Genomic DNA, 19803 nt, shown 5'->3' with positions numbered 1-19803 from the left:
AACGCCCGGTCCCTTTCCGAACCCGGAAGCTAAGCCCACCAGCGCCGATGGTACTGCACCCGCCAGGGTGTGGGAGAGTAGGACACCGCCGAACTTCTTTTCAAGCCCTCGAGGCCCTGGGAAAACCCGACAACGGAACCCCAGGGCCTCGAGGCATTTTCAGGGCCCGAATGCGTCCCTGCCCCGGTCGCGCCTGACATTCGAAACTGACCTAAAGTCCGTATCCTGAATTTGTGACCGCACCGCGCCTTCTCGTCCTTCAGCCCGACGCAACCGGCCCCATCGGCCCGCTGGGCGACTGGCTCACTGCGGCCGGTGCGGAACTCGACATCCGTCAGCCGCCGGCCGACGAACTTCCGGCCCGGCTCGACGGCTACCAAGGACTCATCTGTCTCGGCGGCGGCATGAACGCCGAAGACGACGCGGCACACCCGTGGCTCAAACGGGTACGCGATCTCCTCGCCACCGGAGCCCGCACCGCGCTTCCGACGCTCGGCATCTGCCTCGGCTCCCAGCTCCTTGCCGTCGCCACCGGTGGCCAGGTCAGCAAAGGCGCGAACGGCCCCGAAGTCGGCGCGCACCTCATCGCGAAGAAAGACGCCGCCTGGACCGATCCGCTGTTCGCGGAGCTACCACTGATGCCGGACGTCATGCACTTCCACGCGGGCGAGATCAGCCGACTGCCGGCGAGTGCGGTCCTGCTCGCGTCCTCGCCCAAGTACCCCCACCAGGCCTTCCGCCTCGGGCAATGCGCTTACGGGGTGCAGTTCCACATCGAGACGACCGTCGAAGTCGTCCAGTCCTGGGCACGGCACGCACCGGAGATGGCCGCCACCGCCAAGCCCGGTGCCTTCGACACCGCCACGCTCAGCCAAATCCACCAAGACCTCGCCGACACCTGGCGACCGTTCGCCGCGCGTTTCGTGGATCTTGCGGCCGGCGCGCTCAAACCCGCGGCGCCCACACCCCGCGGCACTCTTCCGCTCGCCTGATCGCGGCCGGCGGAGGGCTACGGTGGAACCTGATGGTTGAGCAAGCACGCGGGGCCGCGTCCCCCGCACGGTACGGCTTCACCGACGACCGGGCCGAGGGGCTGTTGTGTGCCGCGGGCTGGTGGACCGGCGGGGGGCCCGAGCAGTCGAGCACGGATGTCCTCATCGCCTTGTCTCGATCAGCCGATCCGGATCTCGCGTTGCGCGGCCTCGACCGGATCCGCGAAGCGGACCCCGAAGGCTGGCCCGCCCTGTCCGCCGCGTTGTGCGAAGACGTGGGATTGCGCGGCCGGCTGATCGGCGTGCTCGGCACGTCAACCGCACTCGGCGACTTCCTCGTCGGTTCGCCGGGGGAGTGGCGGCGGCTCACCCGGGACGAGTGCAACGAACCCGGCAGCTTCGCCGACGAACTCCTCACCGCTGTGCACGCGGAGGACACCGAGCCGCTCACAGGCACGGTCGCGGAACAGGCGCTGAAGACCGGATACCGCGGCCTGCTGCTCGAAATCGCGGCGGCGGATCTCGGTCACGTCGTCGAACCCAAGCTCGACGAGCCGTCCTACACCGAAGTGACCGGAAGGCTCACCGTCCTTGCCGAGGCGGCGCTCATCGCCGGGCTCGCCGTCGCACACGCCGAGCTCGCCGGCAAGGATCTGGACGGGACGCAGCTGGCCGTCATCGCCATGGGAAAATGCGGTGGGCGCGAGCTGAACTACGTGAGCGACGTTGACGTCATCTTCGTCGGCGAGGGTGATCTGCAGCTCGCGACGAGGCTCGCGAGCACGATGATGCGCGTGGTCAACAATGCCTGCTTCGAAGTGGACGCGGCATTGCGACCGGAAGGCAAGGCCGGCGCGCTCGTCCGCACCCTCGACGGGCATACCGCCTACTACCAGAAATGGGCTCGCACCTGGGAATTCCAGGCGTTGCTCAAGGCACGGGCCGTCACCGGGGACGCCGAACTCGGCGCCCGCTACATCGACATGGTGGACGAGGTCGTCTGGTCGGCCGCGGAGCGCGAGAACTTCGTCAACGATGTCCAGCAGATGCGCCGGCGCGTGGAGAAGCACGTGCCCGCCGATCTCGCCGACCGGGAACTGAAACTCGGCCGCGGCGGGCTGCGTGACGTCGAGTTCGCGGTTCAGCTGCTCCAGCTGGTCCACGGCCGCGCGGACACCGAACTGAGACTTCGGTCCACAATGGACGCTCTCCGGGCGCTCGGCGCCGGTGGTTACGTCGGTCGTGACGACGCGGCCGAACTCGAGAAGTCCTACGAGTTCCTGCGCACCGTCGAACACCGGCTGCAGCTGCGTCGCCTGCGCCGCACCCATTTGTTCCCCGATGCCTCCGAAACCGCGGAGCTGCGGGTCCTCGCCCGCGCGATCGGCATCCGGCCCGAACGTGGTCGCAGTGAGGCGGCGGTGCTCCTCGCCGACTTCCGCCGGTGTGTGCAGCGGATCCGGAGGCTGCACGAGAAACTCTTCTACCGCCCCCTGCTGCAGTCCGTCGCCAGTGTGCCGAGCGAAGCCTTGCGCCTCAACACGAAACAGGCGGCGCAGCGGCTGACCGCCCTCGGATATGCGGCTCCCGACGGCGCACTGCAGCACATCCGGGCGCTCACCGCGGGCGTTACGCGACGGGCTTCGATCCAGCACGCCCTGCTGCCGGTGATCCTCGACCTGCTCGCCGACACCCCCGACCCGGACGGGGGCCTGCTCGCCTACCGCAAGGTGTCCGAGGCCCTTGAAGAAACCCCTTGGTACCTCAGGGTTCTGCGTGACGAGGGCGCGGTCGTCGAACGGCTGACGTGCCTGCTCGGGACGTCGAAGCTGGTTCCGGACCTGTTGATGCGTGCTCCGGAAGTGTTGCGGCTGCTCGGTGATCCGGTGCAGCTTGCGGGCCGCGACCCCGTGGAGGTCGCGAATTCCTTGCGTGCCACCGTGCGACGGCAACCGGGCATGAAGGCGGCGGTCGCGGCGGCGCGATCGTTGCGGCGGCACGAGGTCTTGCGGGTCGCCGCCGCGGATCTGCTCGGCCTGCTGGATGTGCGCGCGGTCTGCGAAGCGTTGTCGAGTGTGTGGGCCGCGGTGCTGCAGAGCGCGCTCGCCGCGGCGATCAGCCAGCGGCATGCCGAACTCGGCCGTGCCCCGGCGAAAATCGCGGTCATCGGCATGGGCAGGCTCGGTGGTGCCGAACTCGGTTACGGCTCCGACGCCGACGTGCTGTTCGTCTGTGAAGCCGACGAGGGCGCCGAAGACGGCGAAGCGGTCCGGTTCGCTTCATCGGTCGCGGAGATTGTCCGCAAGAGGCTCGGGGAGCCCAGCGCGGATCCGCCGTTGGAGGTCGACGCAGACCTGCGACCCGAGGGCCGGGGCGGCCCACTGGTTCGCACGCTCGAGTCGTATCGCGCCTACTACGCGCGCTGGGGCGAGGTGTGGGAAGCGCAGGCGCTGCTGCGTGCCCGGTACATCGCGGGCGATGCCGAGCTGGGCAAGCGCTTCATCGAGATGGTGGACGCGACTCGGTACCCCGAGGGCGGGCTCGACGCCGCGCGCGTCCGGGAGGTTCGCCGGATGAAGGCGCGTGTGCAGACCGAGCGCATTCCGCGTGGCAGCGACCCGACCCTCAACACCAAGCTTGGCCGCGGCGGACTGGCCGACGTCGAGTGGACCGTGCAGCTGCTGCAGTTACGGCATGCGCACGAAGTGCCGACGCTGCGCACCACTTCCACGCCAGGCGCACTCGCCGCGCTGACCGAAGCGGGTCTGCTCGACCCCGCGGACGCACAGGCCCTCACCGAAACGTGGTTGCTCGCCACGCACGTCCGGAACGCGACGATGTTGGTGCGTGGGAAAGCGGCCGACCAGGTGCCCGGCAGCGGTCGCGATCTTGCCGCCGTCGCCCGTGTCATGGGCCACAGTGACGAAGAAGACCCGGGCGAGTTCCTCGACTACTACCGCAGGACAACCCGCAGAGCGCATGCAGCGGTCGAACGCGTGTTCTTCGAGGACTGAACCCGCTCGAAAACCGCCCGGTTACAGTGAACTGGTGAGCGAACGCGAACCCTTCCGGACGCGGATCAAGGTACGACAGTACGAACTGGACGTCCTCGGTCATCTCAATCATGCCGTGTACCACTCGTACGGGGAGGTGGCGCGCATAGAACTGCTGGAGAACGCCGCCGGAGACAGCACCGCGTTGGACGATCAGCGCATCTCACCGGTACTACTGGCATCGAACATCGTCTACCGGCGCGAAATCCGGGCGGGCGAAACCGTAGAGGTCACCTGCGATGCCAAGTTCGGTACCGGGAAAACCTTTCAGATGCAGCAGCACATCTACAAGTCGGATCAGACCTTGTCCGCCGAGCTGACCTGCACCCTGGGGCTCATGGATCTGGACCGGCGCAAACTCGTCGACGACCCGCGCGGCCGGTTCGAGCAGGCGGGGTACGACCTGAAAGCGCTTTCCACAGCGGAGTACTGTGTCGTTCGTTACCAATCCGACCACAGTCACGGCGATTCGGGCTGAGTGGTAAGGGTTTCCGGCTCTTCTGGCCTACTTTTGGTCGGATTGGCAACTTACGCGACGCGAGCGGTTGCCGCGCCGGCCAGGGCACCCAGCTGGACCCGCACATCGTCCGCGATCGGTGCACCGTCCAAAGCGGTCAGTGCCCGTTCGGTCCGCTGGGCGATCATCTGCTCCACCACGGCCGGGGCGCCGGTGTCGGTGATGACCTCACGCAGCGTCTCGGCTTCGCGCTCGTCGAGGTCAGGTTTTCCATACAGGGCACGGATCCGGTCGGCCTGCTCGCTGGTGGCCTCGCGCCGGGCGACGGCGATCAGCACCGTGGACTTGCCCTCCCGTAGATCGTCCATAATGGACTTTCCGGTGACCGTCGGATCACCGAACGCGCCGAGCAGATCGTCACGCAGTTGAAAGGCTTCACCCAGCGGGATGCCGAAATCCGTATATGCCCGCAGTACGGCGGGTTTGCCGCCGGCCAGCACCGCGCCAATCTGCAATGGACGCTCCACAGTGTACTTGCCCGTCTTGTACCGGACGATTGTCAGCGCTTCGGAAAGCGAGCCGTTCGCGGTCTCTTCGAGCAGATCCAGTGCCTGGCCGGTCATGAGTTCGGTGTGCATCTGGTGGCGTACCGACTGCGCCTCGCGGATCCGTTGCACCGGCAGCCGGCAGGTGTCGAGCATTTCCTGCGACCAGGTCAGGCACAGGTCACCACTGAGAATTCCCAATGGCTGCCCGAGCACCCGGTGCAGCGACGGGCGGCCGCGCCGCATCGTGGCGCCGTCCATGATGTCGTCGTGGATCAACGCGAAGGCGTGGAACAGCTCCAACGAAGCCGCCGCGACGACGACTCCCTCTTCGTCATCGGTGCCGCCGGCACCACGCCAGCCCTGATAACAGAACAGCGGCCGGAGCCGTTTTCCGCCGGAGAGCACGAAATCGCGGATTCCGCGGAATACTCGCGCCAAAGCCGGCGGGTCCGTGAACACCGATGCCTTGCTGTCAAGGAAATCCATCAATGCCCGATCGACCCGGGCGGGCAGATCCGGGGCGTCGGCGCGGTCATCTTCGGCGCTGAGGGTACGCAAGGGAAACCTCCTGCGGACGAGGTAGGCATCTCCCGGTGTAGTGGACAGGCCGCCAAAGCTGAACCACGTGGCGTGTCAACCGCCCGTTTGCCCGCCTGGATTCACCCGCCCCGCACCGGAGTGCGTCCTATTGGTCTACGCAGGGTTACCCCAAAAAGGAGCGCCGACGGCGAGGGCGTATTCCGCTCCCCGCCGCCGGCGTGCTTTGTTTCCCAGTGCGACGATTTACACGTCGTAATACAGCGCGAATTCGTACGGGTGCGGGCGCAGCCGCAGCGGGTCGATTTCGGATTCCCGCTTGAGGGAGATCCAGGTTTCGATCAGGTCGGGCGTGAACACGCCACCCTCGGTGAGGAAGTCGTGGTCGGACTCCAGGCTGTCGAGGACGCTGCCCAGGTCGGCCGGGACCTGCTTGACGTCCTTCGCCTCCTCGGGCGGGAGCTCGTAGAGGTCCTTGTCGATCGGCTCCGCCGGCTCGATCTTGTTCTTGATGCCGTCGAGGCCCGCCATCATCATCGCGGCGAAGGCCAGGTACGGGTTGCCCGAGGAGTCGGGGCAGCGGAACTCGATGCGCTTGGCCTTCGCGTTCGTGCCGGTGATCGGGATACGCACGCACGCGGAGCGGTTACGCTGCGAGTACACCAGGCTGACCGGCGCCTCGTAGCCCGGCACCAGGCGGTGGTACGAGTTCACCGTCGGGTTCGTGAAGGCCAGCAGGCTCGGCGCGTGCGCCAGGATGCCGCCGATGTAGTGCCGGGCGGTGTCGCTCAGACCCGCGTATCCGGACTCGTCGTAGAACAGCGGCTGGCCGTCCTTCCACAACGACTGGTGGCAGTGCATGCCCGAGCCGTTGTCGCCGAACAGCGGCTTCGGCATGAACGTCGCGGTCTTGCCCGCCGCCCACGCGGTGTTCTTCACGATGTACTTGAACAGCTGCAGGTCGTCCGCGGCGTGCAGCAGCGTGTTGAACTTGTAGTTGATCTCGGCCTGGCCGGCGGTGCCCACCTCGTGGTGCGCGCGCTCGAGCACGAAACCGGAGTTGATCAGCTTCTGGCTGATCTCGTCACGCAGGTCGGCGTAGTGGTCGACCGGCGGGACGGGGAAGTAGCCGCCCTTGTACTTGGTCTTGTAACCGCGGTTGCCGCCCTCTTCCTCGCGGCCGGTGTTCCACCAGCCTTCGATCGAGTCGATCTCGTGGAAGGTGCCGTTCTCGGTGGAGTTGAAGCGGACCGAGTCGAAGATGTAGAACTCCGCCTCCGGCCCGAAGAACACGGTGTCCGCCACGCCCGACTCGGCGATGTACTGCTCGGCCTTGCGCGCGATGTTGCGCGGGTCCCGGCTGTAGGCCTCACGCGTGAACGGGTCGTGCACGAAGAAGTTGATCGAGAGCGTCTTCTCCTTGCGGAACGGGTCGATTCGCGCGGTCTCCGCGTCGGGCAACAGCAGCATGTCCGACTCGTGGATCGACTGGAAACCGCGGACCGACGAACCGTCGAAGGCCAGCCCCTCGGCGAACGCCTCGTCATCGAAAGCCTTCGCGGGGACGGTGAAGTGCTGCATGACGCCCGGCAGGTCGCAGAACCTGACATCGACAAACTGCACGTCCTCATCCACGATGAGGCGTTGGATATCTTCTGGAGTAGTGGACACCCTCTGTAACTCCTTCAACTGTTTCGCCGGGGGCAGTACTCTCTTCGGCTAAAGCTAGAAGTGCGGTGTTGCCCCACCGTCACCCATATGTTTCGGCGACGTTAACTGGAGTTGCCAGCGGGGCCGGCGCACCAGGTGGACGCCTGATTCTGCCACCGACATACCCTGAATGTGTGGCGAGATGGACTGGCGAGTGGTTGTCGGGCTCTCACACCGGTCTCAGCACTGGTGAAGAGGAGCCGCAGCGCTGGCGTGGAGAGCGGCTGGGCCTCCCCGAAGCAGGTCCAGGCTCGGCCGCCGGCGGCGGATCACGGGTGCTCGCGCTCGTCTTCGACCTGGTCATGGCCTCACTGCTGACCTCGCTGTTCGTGCACCCGGTGCTCCAGGACACGGCGGCCATGCAGAACTACAACCTGTGGTCGATCCTGGTGTGGGCGGTCATCACCGTACTGCCGGTGGCGTTCTTCGGCTTCACACCCGGGATGGCGATGACGGGGGTAGGTGTCGCGCGGCTCGATGGCAAGTCGATGGTGGGACTGTGGCGCGCCGTGGTGCGCGGCGCACTGACCTTCCTGCTCATCCCGGCAGCGATCCGTAACGTCGACGGCCGCAGCTGGCTCGACCGGCTGACCGGCACCGTTGTGGTGCGGCTGCGCTGAGGAGTCAGCGGCGGCGGATCGTGCGCTGCACGTTGCGCATCTTGGCGCCCTGCGGGATCGGGCCCTTGGGCATCGCCGCACCCCGGTTGCCCAGCGCTGCGAGCTTGGCCTCGAGCGCGTCGACCTGCGCGGGTTTGAGGTTGCGCGGCAGCTTCATCAGCTTCGGCTGCAGGCGCCGCAGCGGGGTCTCACCCTCGTTATTGCCGATGATCACCTCGTAGATCGGGGTTTCCCCGACCAGCCGCGCAACGCGCTTCTTCTCCTGCGAGACGAGGTTTTTCACCCGATGCGGCGCCCCCTCGCCGACCAGGATGACGCCCGGCCCCCCGAGTACCCGGTGCACCGCGTCCAGCTGCGTGGTGGCGGCGACGGTCTGGGTCACGCGCCAGTTGCCGCGCATGTTGTCCAGGGCCCAGCCGGCCGCGCCCGGTTGCCCGTCCGCCTTGGCGTACACGGTCTTCTGCACGCGGCGGCCGAAGATGATCACCGCGGCCAATATCCCCAGCACGATGCCGATCGGGAGCAGGAGCCACTGTGCGTTGAACAGAAACCCGACACCGAACACCACGCCGGCGACGACGATGACCGAACCGAGCATCCACGGAATGAGCGCCTTGTCCTCCCGGCGCTGCATCTTGAACGCTTCCCAGATCTGCGAGCGCCGAGCCTTGCTCGCCGCGCGCTTCTCCCGCTTCGCCTGCTTGGCAGCTTCTTTGTCCTGCTTTCCCGCCATCTCTCCAGGATACGGGCGGGCGGGCCGCACGGAATCTGTCGGCCCCCTCTGCGAGGATGCCATCGTGGTTGACGGACCCGTTCGAACGCACCGGCCAGGCCTGCTGGACGGGCTCGATCCCGAGCAACGGGCTGCCGCGGTCGCGCCGCGGGGGCCGGTGTGCGTGCTCGCCGGCGCGGGCACGGGCAAGACGCGGACGATCACGCACCGCATCGCGCATCTCGTCGGTGCTGGTCACGTGGCCGCCGGCCAGGTGCTCGCGGTCACCTTCACCACCCGCGCCGCGGGCGAGATGCGCACTCGGTTGCGGGCGCTCGGGGTGGAAGGCGCGCAGGCGCTGACGTTCCACGCCGCGGCTCGGCGGCAGCTGCGGTACTTCTGGCCGCGTGTGATCGGGGACAGGCCGTGGGATCTGCTTGAAGGCAAGCTGCGGCTTGTGGGCCAGGCCGCGAACCGCGCCGGTCTCGGCACGGAGCCCGAACTCCTGCGGGATCTGGCGAGCGAGATCGAGTGGGCCAAGGCGTCGCTGGTCAGTCCTGAGGACTATCCGGCTGTCGCCGCGCGTGCCCAGCGGGACAGTCCGGCGGCGCCGCCGCAGGTCGCCGAGGTTTATCGCGCGTACGAGAAACTCAAGAACTCCGCGCAGGTGCTCGACTTCGACGATCTTCTCCTGCACACCACGGCGATTCTGGAGGAGCACGGCGAGGTCGCCCGTGAGTTCCGGGACCGGTACCGCTGCTTCATCGTCGATGAATATCAAGACGTGACGCCGCTGCAGCAGCGCCTGCTCGACGCCTGGCTGGGCGGGCGTGACGATCTCACCGTCGTCGGTGACGCGAACCAGACGATCTACTCCTTCGGCGGGGCGTCGCCGCGCCCGCTGCTGGAGTTCACCCGGCGCTTCCCGGAGGCGACGGTGGTGCGGCTGGAACGGGACTACCGGTCCACCCCGCAGGTCGTCGAGCTGGCGAACAAGGTGATCGGTGCGGCGCGCAACCGGCCTGCCGGATCCCGGCTGCGGCTGCTCGGCCAGCGGCCGCCCGGCCCCGAACCGAGGTTCGCCGAGTTCGAGGACGAGCCCACGGAAGCCGCCGCGGTCGCGGCCCGGATCCGCGCGCTCCTCGACTCGGGGGTCGCGGCGAGCGGGATCGCGATCCTGTACCGGGTCAACGCGCAGTCCGAGGTCTACGAGCAGGCGCTGACGGAGGCCGGTGTTCCTTATCTGGTGCGTGGCGGGGAGCGGTTTTTCGATCGCCGGGAAATCCGGCAGGCGATGGCCTCGTTGCGGACAGCGGCCGCGGACCCGCCGCCGACGGAGCTGGTGACAGCGGTGCGTTCGGTGCTGTCCCGGGTGGGCCTGACCGAGCAGCCGCCGCCGGGCGGGACGGCGAAGGAACGGTGGGACGCGTTGCTGTCCCTGGTCGAGGTGGCGGAGGAGCTGGCGGCGACGGTCGAGGGCGCGGATCTGCCGCGGTACGTGGCGGAGCTGGAACAGCGCGCCGCGGCGCAGCATCCGCCGACGGTGGAGGGCGTGACGTTGGCGTCGTTGCACGCGGCGAAGGGCCTGGAGTGGGACGCGGTGTTCCTGGTCGGGCTCGCCGAGGGCACGGTGCCGATCCTGCACGCCGACGGTGACGGCGAGGCCATCGAGGAGGAGCGCCGGCTGTTTTATGTCGGTGTCACGCGGGCGAAGGAGCACCTGTGGCTGTCCTGGTCGCTGTCGCGTCATCCGGGCGGCAAGCGGCATCGGCGGCGCAGCCGGTTCCTGTACGGGTTGCTGCCGGAGCACCATCCTGCGGCGCGGGCGCCGCGTGGCCAGCCGTCGCGAGGCGCCGCGAAACCGCGGTGCCGGATTTGTGGCGGGCCGGTGCTGGACACGATGGAGATCAAGCTCGGCCGGTGCCGCCGGTGTCCGTCCAATGTGGACGAGGAGCTGCTCGACCGGTTGAAGGAGTGGCGTGGCACGCGGGCGAAGGAGTTGAAGGTGCCGCCGTTCGTCGTCTTCACCGATGCGACGCTGATCGCGATCGCCGAGCAGCAGCCCGCCGACCGGGGCGGCCTGGTGGCGATCTCGGGTATCGGCCCGAACAAGGCTTCACGCTTCGGTGACGACGTGCTGGCGGTCGTGAACAGCGAGCGAGATTGACCGCGTTTCAGGCGGGATCCGTGCGGGAAAGCCGCTGATCTTCGTCGATTCGAAGAGTCTTCGGAAAATAGGTTGCAGCCGTATGGCCAGGGGCAATAGCCTGCAGGGGCTGGGTGGGTAGCCACCCTCATGGGGATTCCGCCCGTCGTGAAGGCGATGAGCGATGGACAGCGAAAGGAGGCGCCTGGAATGAAGATCACCACCACGATCGGTAACCCTGGCACTGCGCTGTCCTGCGCCGCTTCGATGGGTGCAGCCGGCCGCCATGGCACCGGTGTGCGCTGGGGCAAGGAAAGTGTGCTGTCCGCGGGGAGTCAGACGCGCCTTGTCGCCGAACGCCGCCGTGTCTTCGATGCCGGGCTGGCGCCAGTCGCCGTTGTGCTGCCGACGTACGAGCAGCCGAAGTTCCATGTTCCGCATCCTCCGCTTGAGCGAAGTCCCTGATACCCGTTCAGGGAACAGGCTCACGAAGGCCGCGGAACCGTACATCGGATCCGCGGCCTTCGTGTTTTGTGCGGTACCCGTCAGAACCGAAAACTGTTACTACACAAGGGAGAATGGGAATGTCATCGGCAATCGCCTTCGCGTCAGAGGGGGCGTTACCCGCCGAGTTCACCGGCCCCGCGGCTGTGGGGACCGGCGATCTGCTCGACGCGGCTGTCTCACCGGAACTGGACCTGCCGTGCCGGTCCGGGGACGCCGACCTGTGGTTCGCGGAGACTCCGGCGGACCTGGAGCGGGCGAAGCGCCTGTGCGGCGCCTGCCCGATCCGGCAGTCCTGCCTGGCGGGCGCCGTCGCCCGGCGCGAGCCATGGGGCGTCTGGGGCGGCGAGATCTTTGAGCGCGGCGCCGTAGTCGCGAGGAAACGCCCGCGGGGCCGCCCGCGCAAGCACCCGGTCGTGGAGCACCCGGCCGCGGAGCGGTCGGCTGTGGAACAGCCTCTCGAGCAGCGAAGCTCGACCGAGCGCCGGAGCGCCGCCGCATGAACGCCGCGCTGTTCCGCACCAGTGAAAAGCCAGAAACAGTGGACGCCAACCCGAGTTCGGCGCCCATCCTGACCAAGGAGATCACGCAGATGTTGATGTACGAAGAACTGGCCAGAGCCCGAATACAGGACCTGCGCCGGGAAATCCGTGCGCAACAGGAACGCGGCCACCACCGCGCGGCCCGCAGATGGGACCGGATGGCCTACTGGGCCGCCCGGCGCGCCCGGCACCACCGTTCCTGACCACACCCCTCATGGCGCGCGGCCGCCGATCCTGCGGCCGCGCGCCACTCCGCCGATGTTCGGTTGTGCGGCCGTGGGGTGCGGCGGGGCCTTGGTGTGCTGGCTGCGCGCCGCGCTTGGGTGCAGCCGGTGCCGGGCCAAGTGGCCGAGGCCGGAGGGTCTGATGGTGTGGAGGGTCTGGTGGTGCGGTGGGTCTGATGGTGCGGTGGGTCTGGTGGTGTGCCGGCTGTGCGCCGCGTTTGGGTGGTTGGTGCGGGGCTGATGGGCCCGGCTTGTGGTGTGGGCTTGTTGGTGCGACGAGCTGGTGGTTTCGTGTTGGTCCGGTGGTCGGGGCCGCGCTTTCGTGTGGCTGGGTGAGCCTGTTGGTTTGGTGGGCCTGTTGCGGTGGTCGCGCCCGCGCTGGGGTGTCGTCGGTGTGAGGCTGCTGGTTCGGTGGGGCCTGATGGCGCGATGACCGCATAAGGCTCTTGGGCGTTGGCGCGGAAAGCTGGTAGCGCGGTGGCTGGCCGCGCACCGCACTCGGGCGTGGTGGTGTGGGAAGTCGGTGGGCTGGTGGCGCGCTGACTGCACACCACCTGTGCCGTGTTGGTGCGGCGAGTCGTTGGGGTGGTCGGGCGCAGCGCTTGGCGTGATTGGCAGCGCTGGTGGGCCTGTGCCCATTGGTTCGGTGGACGTGCCCGCGTTTGTACGCGGGTGGTGTCGGGCTAGTGCCGCGGTGACCGCGCGCAGCGCTTGGGGGTGGTTGGCGCAGCGCTCGTGGGTCGGGGGACGGCCGTTTCGGCGGGCGTGGCTGAGCTTGGGTGTACCCGGCTGTGCCGCCGAGGCTGAAGTCGCCCGTTCGACGGTGGGCGCCGGACCCGGCGGTGGCCGCACGCCTGGCGGGCGCACGGCGCTGGGCCTGGTCAGCGCGGGGCCTGCACGTCGGTGTCGGGGGCCGGCGTGAGCTGGTCGTCCGAAAGCAGGGGTGCGCGGGTGCGGGGCGGCTGAGTTGCGGCCGTGTCGCGGGCGGGTTTGTGGGCAGCGCTTGCGGGCAGTACCACCGGGTTTGGCCGGAAATCACGCACGGCGCCGCCAGAGTTCTCTGGCGCGATCAAGGCGATGTCTGCTCTGGGTCGTGGCGGCGGAAGGGTCTTGCTCGCGTTGTCGCGTCGTGTTGAATGGGCCCATGGCGGCGCATGCGCACACTCACGACCACATCGACTGGGCCGCGCGCATCCCTGACCTGCGCCAGGTCGATGAGCTCGACGCCGACGCCTTTGCGGCGATCGCCGCGCGGCTGACGGACGGACTCCCCGACGGGGCGACCATCGTCGATGTCGGGTCGGGCGCGGGTGGGATGAGTGCCGCGTTGGCGGCTGCTCTTGGCGTGCGTGGCGGTGGCGTCCTCCTCCTGGTCGATGCGGTACCGGAGTTGCTGACAACGGCCGCCGCGACAGCTGCCTCGACGGTGTCCGGCGCGGCGGGACCAACGGTCGAGATCAGGACCGTTCAGGCTGATGTGGCAACCAAAACGCTCAAGGACCTCGTCCCGCCGGCCGACCTGATTTGGGCGGCGTCGATGATCCATCACCTGCCCGATCAGCAAGCCGGGATCACCAGCCTGGCCTCGGCGCTGGCGCCTGGTGGCGTGCTCGCTGTGGCCGAGGGCGGGCTCGAGAGCCAGACCTTGCCGTGGGACCTAGGTATCGGCGACCCAGGCCTCGAACGTCGGCTTCTCGCGGTGCGGGACGAGTGGTTCGGCGCGATGCGTGCGTCAATGGACGGCGCCGTTCGTATGCCCTACGGCTGGACCACTGCACTGGCCCGAGCCGGGTTGGCTCACGTCAGCTCCTTCACGGTGCTCACCGATCATCCGGCTCCACCGACCGACCAGGTCCGCCAGTTCGTGATCACTCGCCTCGCCCGGCTGGCCGAGACGATCGACGACGGCATAGGCGAAGAGGACCGACAGACCGTGGGGCGCCTGCTGGACCCCCGCGACCCGCACTACCTCGGCAGCCGGGACGACCTTTACATGCTCAGCACCCGGACCGTCCACTTCGGACTAAAGCCGTGACCACGATCTGCACCAGGTGTGGTGCGGCGCGCGAGGCGGAGGAGGAGCCGGCGCTCGCGCTCGCCTGGGTGTCCGAGCGCGATCGCGGCGGCGTCCGATGGTTGTGCCTGCGGTGCGCTCGCGAACACACCCGGGACATCGAAGGCAGGCTCCCAGCCGAATATTGGTAGTTGCCATTCATACCGCCGCAGGAACCGAGCCGAGAGCGCGGACTCTCGGCCGCCTTCGCTTTGCTGCGTGCGCGAACGCGCTGGCCAACTGCCGCGCAACCGAGCCGCCCTCTGCCCGCAGCTGGTCCGGAGTGGTACGTACCAGGATCACGTCAGCCGCAGTGAGGGCAAGGTGGTTCATCTTCGGGCCGCTCCGTCCCCACGCGTCCACGCCGAGTTGCCAGCCGAGCGCGACCTCGTCCCACCATGCGTCCACCACGCCGATCGGCCGCCCCAGCGCGTCGCAAATAGTCACGTTCCACACCGGCGGCGGAAGTGGCACGCTTTCGAGCAGTCCGCGGGCGAGGCCCTGCAAGTATGTCTCGCCGGTGAACCGGCTCAGACTGCGCAGCATGTCCCGGACGGATGCTGTGCCTCGCTGGTTACCCGCATCCAATTCGGCCCGCAGATCGTCCGATGTGCACAGTCCATAGTAGATCGGAAGTCCTAGCAACCTGCGGAGACGTTCCGGCGCTGTTTCGCGACGGGCGATGTCGATCGTCGCGCGGGCGGGCGGAGCGAACGCGATGCCCTCGTCCCAGAACGGATCGGGCAGCCGGGATGTTCGTTCGAGGCGCACGAAGTCCTGCGAGTGGACTCGCCGGTGGATCGGCACCAGCGTGTGCACATGGCGCGGCGGTGGTACTCGGATACCTTGTGCCCGCAGCGCATCGACGCCGGTGACGATCGAACCCGCGCCGCCATAAAACATCGCCGCGCGAAGCTGTTGCCGCCGGGACAGCTTTTCGTCGCCGAGTTGGATGACGCCCGGCAGCACTCGGCGCCATGGACCGCCGGCGCGGCATCGTGAAGCGATGGCATGCGCCGTCACGCCGGCGTTGCGCAGCCGGGTGTTCGTCGTGACGCTGTCCGTTTCGGGCGCAGCTAGGGTCGCCAGTTCTGCGGAGGTCAATCGGGCCATGCATCCAGCTTGCCGTCGGATCGGGGTTCAGGGAACCCGTGTTCGAAAATTGTGGATAACTCGCAGATGCGAATGGCTATTTTGCGCGAAAATCCAGTTCACCTGTGGATAAGGTCAAATGGCCTCGTCAGCGAAGCCGGGTTGCCACCGTTCCACGATTGCCCGTGCAGGAATCTCGGCATCCAGTTGACAGAGAACGCCTGTCGACCCAGCCGTGACGCGGTGAATCAGCAGGTATTCCGGCGGTAGATTCAGCGACCTGCCCACACGGAAGTCCGGGCCCCGCGTGTCGCCGACGCGCATCGCCTGCTGCTGCATCCACTTACGGGTGAAATGGAAGCGTTCGTTTGCCAGTGGTTCGGTGAAGGGCCCCAGATAGGCGAGCACATCCTCGGCGCGCAAATCGCTGCCCGGCCGGACAAAACCAGACTTCCGCAGTAGCTCCATGAGCTCGGCCGACCGCCCGTCGAGTGCCAGCCGCGTCATTCCGCCCAGGTTCGGCGGAATGCCATGCGGCAACTTGGCGACCGCGCCGAAGTCGATCACCCCGAGCCGCCCGTCCTCCAGGAGCAGGAAATTACCGGGGTGCGGATCGGAATGCAGCAGCCCGGCTTTCGCCGGCGAGGAATAATGGAATTCGGCGAGCATCGTGCCAACGGAGTCACGGGTCGCCTTGTCGCCGCCCGCGATGATCTTGGCCAGCGGCGTGCCGCTCATCCACTCGGTCACGAGCACCTTCGGCGCACTCGCCACGACGTGGGGGATGCGAACCCGCTCGTCACCTTCAAACGCTGCCGCGAAGGCGCGCTGGTTGTCGGCCTCGTGGCGGTAGTCCAGCTCTTCGTCCATCCGTGCCGAGAGTTCGGCGAGCAGCGGCTTCACCTCGGTGCCCGGGACAAGCGCCTGGAACAGGCGGCTGAACCGCTGTAGCTGCCGAAGATCACTGCGTAGTGCCAGGTCGGCGCCCGGGTACTGAACCTTGACCGCGACTTCGCGGCCGTCGTGCCAGACAGCCCGATGCACTTGCCCGATGCTGGCTGCTGCCGTGGGATCGTCGTCGAATTCGGTGAACCTGTCCCGCCAGCCACGTCCTAGTTGCTCGGCCAGCATCCGGTGCGACTGCTTGGCCGACATAGGTGGCGCGGCTGCCTGGAGCCGGGTGAGCGCGTCCCGGTATGGCGCGGCCATCTCGTCCGGCACAGCCGCTTCGAACACACTCAGCGTCTGACCGAACTTCATCGCGCCGCCCTTGAGCGTGCCCAGCACCTCGAACAGCTGCTCGGCCGCCTTGGCCGACAGGTTCGCGCTGACTTCCTCCGCGCTCTGACCGGTCAGGCGGCGTCCCCAGCCGCCGACGGCCCGCCCGGCGATACCGAGTGGAAGGCTGGCCAGTTTCGCTGTCCTCGCTGCGGTCCGGCGCGGAATGCCGGGACCGCTCTCGTCGTCGCGATCGTGGAAGTCCGTTGTCACCTGAATGATTCTGCCTTGTTGATGATCCCCCGCGCAGCCTCCAGCTGATGTACTCGCTCAGCTCTGTGGCGACCGCGCCCCGCAGCTACAAGCCGGATTTGGCGGCCACGGGCGATGACTGACGGCGCCTCCATGGGGGTCGATCTCGATCGTCGTGTTCCATGCCGGCGGCGGCGGACCTCCCATGTGGTCGAGTACGCGGAGTACCTGACCTACGGCCATCCCAGCGGTGGTCTGCACGCTGCACAAGTCGGCCTGCTGACTGCGACCGGCGAGCTGCCCGGCCACCGTCGGCCATTGCGGGTCCATCGACTTGCGATGCAGGTCCGCGCAGCCAAGGCACGTGCTGCGGCCCGGGTACACCAGCGGCCCGACGATGCCGACACCTTCGCGGACGCGCACCGGTAGGTGCGGAATGCCTTCGTGCAACAGCATCTTCACGACTTCCGGCGCGGGCACGATCGCGTCGGCCAGCACGACGAGCTCCGGCTGGCGATCACCGCGAAGCCTGGTTTGCTTGACCGCCGGGTTCGCGCGGCTGACAGCGTCCCGTGCGGCCGCGCGGCGCTGCCGGCCGATGTCGGAGTCGAGGTACCCACTCCCGGTGTCCAGCTCGCCGACCACCCCGTCCGCCTCGACCTGCACGTGTCCGACGCCGGAAGTGGCGAGCAGCGTGGCGATGGCGATGGTCAACCGGCCGGCGCCGTACAGGACGACTGCGCTGTGCGCCCGTCTGACGAAGCTGTCCGCACCGGATTGCCGCGCCCGCAGCGACCACATTCCGACCTCGCCTGCCGTGCGTCGTTGCCCGGCCGGCGTCCACGACTCCTCGACGAGGCCGAGGCGGGTGAGGTCCGTGATGAGTTCGCGCAGGTAGTCGGTGTTCTCGGCGGTCGCCATCGCGAGCAGCTCATCGGTCCGGTGCCGTCCGTCGAGACTGCGCACGGCCCGCACCAGATCTGGGCTCAGCTCAGTGGCCACCATCGCATGCCGGGGATCGAGCCCGATCTGGATCTCGCCCGGAGATCGGTCGTATACCGCCAGGCCGGCTCTCAGCCGGGGGCGTTTGGGCAGGCGGGGTTCCGCGCTGCGGGTCGATGGTTTCGCCATGCCACATACGGTGACAAGCCGACTACAAGAGCGCCAGCTGAACACAGCAGTTATCCACAGGGAGAGTTCGATGTGGATAACCAGGCCCGTCTCGGCCCAAGGGCTCCCAGGTTGTCGGTGGCTGCCTTTACCGTGGACGAGTGGCGAACGCACGGGTGCCCTCGCTGAGGGGCCGGGACAAAACCGAGCAGGTGGCGAACCCGCAGCAGAAAGTCGAAATACGGCGCAGCGCGCGGCGGCGAAGCACGATCTCCGCCTACCGCGACGGAGACACGCTGGTTGTGCTCGTCCCCGCCGGGATGAGCCGGGCAGAGGAGAAACGGTGGGTCGCGGAGATGGAGCGCAAACTGCAGCGCACCGAATCGCGGCGCGCGTCACCACCGAGGGAGTCGGACGCGGCGCTGCTCGCGCGCTGCGCCCAGTTGTCAGCGCGCTACCTGGACAAAAGGGCGTTGCCGGCGAGCGTGCGGTGGGTGCCGCCCATGCGCACGCGGTGGGCGTCGTGCACGCCGACCGAACGGACAATCCGGGTCAGTGAGCGGCTGCTGCAAGTGCCGCCGTGGGTGCTCGACTACGTCCTCGTGCACGAACTCGCGCATCTGCGCGTGCCCGGGCACGACTCGACGTTCTGGGCTCTGGTCAAGCGCTACCCGAAAGCGGACAGGGCGATCGGGTATCTGGAGGGTCTTTCGGCCGCGGCGGGCTGGGGGATCAGCGTGCTGGACAACGAGGAGTGAGCGCTGTGCTGGGGGAGGTGAGCTAGGGCGAGAGTAGGCGCCGCAGGGCGGCGCTGTCTGGAGGCATCGCCGGCGCGCATCGGCGGTGGTCTTGCTCTGAGCGGGATCATGCGATGGAGCGGCGAGTGGCGATGCTGGCACCGACCGGATGCTCGGGTGTGTGCCTGGGCGGGTCGGCTTGAGGCGCACGAGATGGCTTGAGGCGACGTGGTGTGGTCGGTTGGCTGAGCTGGTGACTGGGCTGATTCCCGCGACGCATTTGCCTGGTTGGCGTGCCGGGCGGCAACCCTGTGCAGCGGTTCTTTGGCGGCAGCCGGGCGTGCGCGTGCCTGCTGGCTTGTGGTCACTGGGCCGAGGGAAGGCATAGGTCGCTTGCTTGGTGCGGTGGTGTGGCTAGGTGGTGGGAACCGTGGGTTGCGTGGCTCTTCGGCTGTCTTGAGCGGGCAGCACACAGCGCTCACGCGGTGCCGACGGTGGCACACAGCTCGGATCGCGAGGGTGGGGTGTGCGAAGGACGTGTGCCGCATGGACTGCCTGGCTATGCGAGCACCTGCGCCGCCGGGCTGACGGCCTGCGCCGCACGAGCTGGTGGGCTGGCCAGAATCGTGCCGCACAGGCCGACAGCCGGCGGAACGCAGGGCGGGGCGGTCTACGGGACGCCCTGGGGTGGCGGAGTTGACCGTGTCCGTACGGGGGGCCCGGAAGCGGGAACCGTGCTTGTACCCGGTGAGGCCGGGCAGGGGCAACCGTGCAGGTACCGGGCCGCCCAGACGGTGTAACCGTGCAGGTCCGGACCCGCCCAAGGGGGCAACCGTGCGCGGGACCACCCGCCGGGGCGGGAAAAAGGTGCGGGTACGGGGCCGCTCCGGAAGCGGTGTCGTGTCTGGCCGACTGGGCCAATAGGGCAACCGTGCAGGGGCAAGCCTGCCCGGAAGGGCAACCGCGGAGGTACCGGTCGGCCGAAAGGGGTGACTGTGCAGGTGTCGGGGCTGCCCGGGGAGGGACAAGTGCGGAGATACCGGGGCCGCCCGGAAGAGGGAACAGCGCTCAGTACCGGGCCGCCCGGAAGGGACAAACCGCGGAGATACCGAGGCCGCCCTGTAGGGGCCAACCATGCCAGTCCGGCCGCCCTCGGAACGGGCACCGTGCAGGGAACGGCTGAGCGGAAGGGCAACAGCGTTGGTACGGGGTCGCCGGGGAGGGACAACCGTGCATGTGTCTAGGCCCTCGGTAGGCGTGACGGTGCAGGTGCGAGGCCAGCTGAAAGGGCAGCCG

At 68.0% G+C, this 19803-nt stretch carries 17 protein-coding genes and 1 rRNA gene; 12 read left to right on the top strand and 6 right to left on the bottom strand.

The genetic code is table 11. The features are described 5' to 3' along the window. The 4 genes from rrf to GKO32_RS36435 all read left to right on the top strand — a co-directional run. Positions 1 to 94: ribosomal RNA gene (gene rrf, locus GKO32_RS36450) — 5S ribosomal RNA — on the top strand; the annotation flags it as partial. A 139-nt stretch (positions 95 to 233) separates the two neighbouring features. Continuing rightward, positions 234 to 992 (top strand): type 1 glutamine amidotransferase, encoded by a 759-nt coding sequence (locus GKO32_RS36445; protein ID WP_312869206.1) that lies wholly within the window; start codon positions 234 to 236, stop codon positions 990 to 992. A gap of 32 nt (positions 993 to 1024) precedes the next feature. Further along, on the top strand, positions 1025 to 4006 hold the full coding sequence (locus tag GKO32_RS36440) for a bifunctional [glutamine synthetase] adenylyltransferase/[glutamine synthetase]-adenylyl-L-tyrosine phosphorylase (protein WP_154761464.1): 2982 nt from the start codon (positions 1025 to 1027) through the stop codon (positions 4004 to 4006). 34 nt (positions 4007 to 4040) lie between these two features. Next, positions 4041 to 4523, top strand: coding sequence for an acyl-CoA thioesterase (locus tag GKO32_RS36435; protein WP_376766038.1), 483 nt, complete (start codon positions 4041 to 4043; stop codon positions 4521 to 4523). A 50-nt stretch (positions 4524 to 4573) separates the two neighbouring features. Here GKO32_RS36435 and GKO32_RS36430 read toward each other — a convergent pair whose 3' ends face one another. Both GKO32_RS36430 and glnA read right to left on the bottom strand, forming a co-directional pair. After that, entirely contained in the window at positions 4574 to 5608 is a 1035-nt protein-coding gene (locus GKO32_RS36430; RefSeq protein WP_246245297.1) for a polyprenyl synthetase family protein, read from the bottom strand. Between the two features lie 225 nt (positions 5609 to 5833). Further along, positions 5834 to 7258, bottom strand: coding sequence for a type I glutamate--ammonia ligase (gene glnA / locus GKO32_RS36425; RefSeq protein ID WP_312869205.1), 1425 nt, complete (start codon positions 7256 to 7258; stop codon positions 5834 to 5836). A gap of 173 nt (positions 7259 to 7431) precedes the next feature. Between glnA and GKO32_RS36420 the strand changes: the two genes are divergently transcribed. Then, positions 7432 to 7917, top strand: a complete 486-nt coding sequence (locus tag GKO32_RS36420; RefSeq protein WP_312869203.1) for an RDD family protein — start codon at positions 7432 to 7434, stop codon at positions 7915 to 7917. Positions 7918 to 7921: 4 nt separating this feature from the next. Here the strand turns inward: GKO32_RS36420 and GKO32_RS36415 are convergent, their stop codons facing one another. Beyond that, on the bottom strand, positions 7922 to 8650 hold the full coding sequence (locus GKO32_RS36415) for a DUF4191 domain-containing protein (protein WP_154761461.1): 729 nt from the start codon (positions 8648 to 8650) through the stop codon (positions 7922 to 7924). Between the two features lie 64 nt (positions 8651 to 8714). On the opposite strand from GKO32_RS36415, the gene GKO32_RS36410 reads away from it, so the two are divergent. The 6 genes from GKO32_RS36410 (at position 8715) to GKO32_RS36385 (ending at position 14250) form a co-directional block, all read left to right on the top strand. Further along, positions 8715 to 10796, top strand: a complete 2082-nt coding sequence (locus tag GKO32_RS36410) for an ATP-dependent DNA helicase UvrD2 (protein WP_312869202.1) — start codon at positions 8715 to 8717, stop codon at positions 10794 to 10796. A 189-nt stretch (positions 10797 to 10985) separates the two neighbouring features. After that, a complete protein-coding gene (locus tag GKO32_RS36405) occupies positions 10986 to 11240 on the top strand; it encodes a hypothetical protein (RefSeq protein WP_154761460.1) in 255 nt (84 codons plus the stop codon). 119 nt (positions 11241 to 11359) lie between these two features. Further along, positions 11360 to 11782, top strand: coding sequence for a WhiB family transcriptional regulator (locus GKO32_RS36400; RefSeq protein ID WP_154761459.1), 423 nt, complete (start codon positions 11360 to 11362; stop codon positions 11780 to 11782). Continuing rightward, the gene (locus GKO32_RS36395) at positions 11779 to 12024 is read left to right on the top strand and encodes a hypothetical protein (RefSeq protein ID WP_154761458.1); all 246 of its coding nucleotides are present in this window, start codon (positions 11779 to 11781) and stop codon (positions 12022 to 12024) included. The genes GKO32_RS36400 and GKO32_RS36395 overlap by 4 nt, the downstream gene beginning before the upstream one ends. 1165 nt (positions 12025 to 13189) lie before the next feature. After that, on the top strand, positions 13190 to 14080 hold the full coding sequence (locus GKO32_RS36390; protein WP_154761457.1) for a class I SAM-dependent methyltransferase: 891 nt from the start codon (positions 13190 to 13192) through the stop codon (positions 14078 to 14080). Beyond that, positions 14077 to 14250, top strand: coding sequence for a hypothetical protein (locus tag GKO32_RS36385; RefSeq protein ID WP_154761456.1), 174 nt, complete (start codon positions 14077 to 14079; stop codon positions 14248 to 14250). The genes GKO32_RS36390 and GKO32_RS36385 overlap by 4 nt, the downstream gene beginning before the upstream one ends. A 7-nt stretch (positions 14251 to 14257) precedes the next feature. Here GKO32_RS36385 and GKO32_RS36380 read toward each other — a convergent pair whose 3' ends face one another. The 3 genes from GKO32_RS36380 to GKO32_RS36370 all read right to left on the bottom strand — a co-directional run bounded on the left by GKO32_RS36380 (position 14258) and on the right by GKO32_RS36370 (position 17791). Then, positions 14258 to 15211, bottom strand: a complete 954-nt coding sequence (locus tag GKO32_RS36380) for a hypothetical protein (RefSeq protein WP_246245295.1) — start codon at positions 15209 to 15211, stop codon at positions 14258 to 14260. A 114-nt stretch (positions 15212 to 15325) separates the two neighbouring features. Then, a complete protein-coding gene (locus GKO32_RS36375; protein WP_312869200.1) occupies positions 15326 to 16681 on the bottom strand; it encodes an ABC1 kinase family protein in 1356 nt (451 codons plus the stop codon). Positions 16682 to 16738: 57 nt separating this feature from the next. Beyond that, positions 16739 to 17791 carry a ThiF family adenylyltransferase gene (locus tag GKO32_RS36370; protein WP_154761455.1) on the bottom strand — a complete coding sequence of 351 codons (1053 nt, stop codon included), beginning with the start codon at positions 17789 to 17791 and terminating at the stop codon, positions 16739 to 16741. A gap of 164 nt (positions 17792 to 17955) precedes the next feature. Here GKO32_RS36370 and GKO32_RS36365 point away from each other — a divergent pair, with 164 nt between their 5' ends. Continuing rightward, positions 17956 to 18528: a M48 metallopeptidase family protein gene (locus GKO32_RS36365; protein ID WP_166459843.1), complete on the top strand. Its 573-nt coding sequence runs from the start codon at positions 17956 to 17958 to the stop codon at positions 18526 to 18528. Positions 18529 to 19803: the final 1275 nt, after the last annotated feature.

This window comes from Amycolatopsis pithecellobii, from assembly GCF_009707865.1.
GTDB lineage: Bacteria > Actinomycetota > Actinomycetes > Mycobacteriales > Pseudonocardiaceae > Amycolatopsis_E > Amycolatopsis_E pithecellobii.
The sequence above is the reverse complement of the archived record's forward strand: the minus strand, read 5'-3'. Positions and strand labels throughout refer to the sequence as shown.

What these genes read in the sequence shown, in the direction of transcription:
- GKO32_RS36370 (WP_154761455.1), bottom strand. Translation starts at nt 17,791, where the DNA reads ATGGCGAAACCATCGACCCGCAGCGCGGAACCCCGCCTGCCCAAACGC.
- GKO32_RS36415 (WP_154761461.1), bottom strand. Translation starts at nt 8,650, where the DNA reads ATGGCGGGAAAGCAGGACAAAGAAGCTGCCAAGCAGGCGAAGCGGGAG.
- GKO32_RS36390 (WP_154761457.1), top strand. Translation starts at nt 13,190, where the DNA reads ATGGCGGCGCATGCGCACACTCACGACCACATCGACTGGGCCGCGCGC.
- GKO32_RS36400 (WP_154761459.1), top strand. Translation starts at nt 11,360, where the DNA reads ATGTCATCGGCAATCGCCTTCGCGTCAGAGGGGGCGTTACCCGCCGAG.
- GKO32_RS36395 (WP_154761458.1), top strand. Translation starts at nt 11,779, where the DNA reads ATGAACGCCGCGCTGTTCCGCACCAGTGAAAAGCCAGAAACAGTGGAC.
- GKO32_RS36405 (WP_154761460.1), top strand. Translation starts at nt 10,986, where the DNA reads ATGAAGATCACCACCACGATCGGTAACCCTGGCACTGCGCTGTCCTGC.
- GKO32_RS36440 (WP_154761464.1), top strand. Translation starts at nt 1,025, where the DNA reads ATGGTTGAGCAAGCACGCGGGGCCGCGTCCCCCGCACGGTACGGCTTC.
- GKO32_RS36380 (WP_246245295.1), bottom strand. Translation starts at nt 15,211, where the DNA reads ATGGCCCGATTGACCTCCGCAGAACTGGCGACCCTAGCTGCGCCCGAA.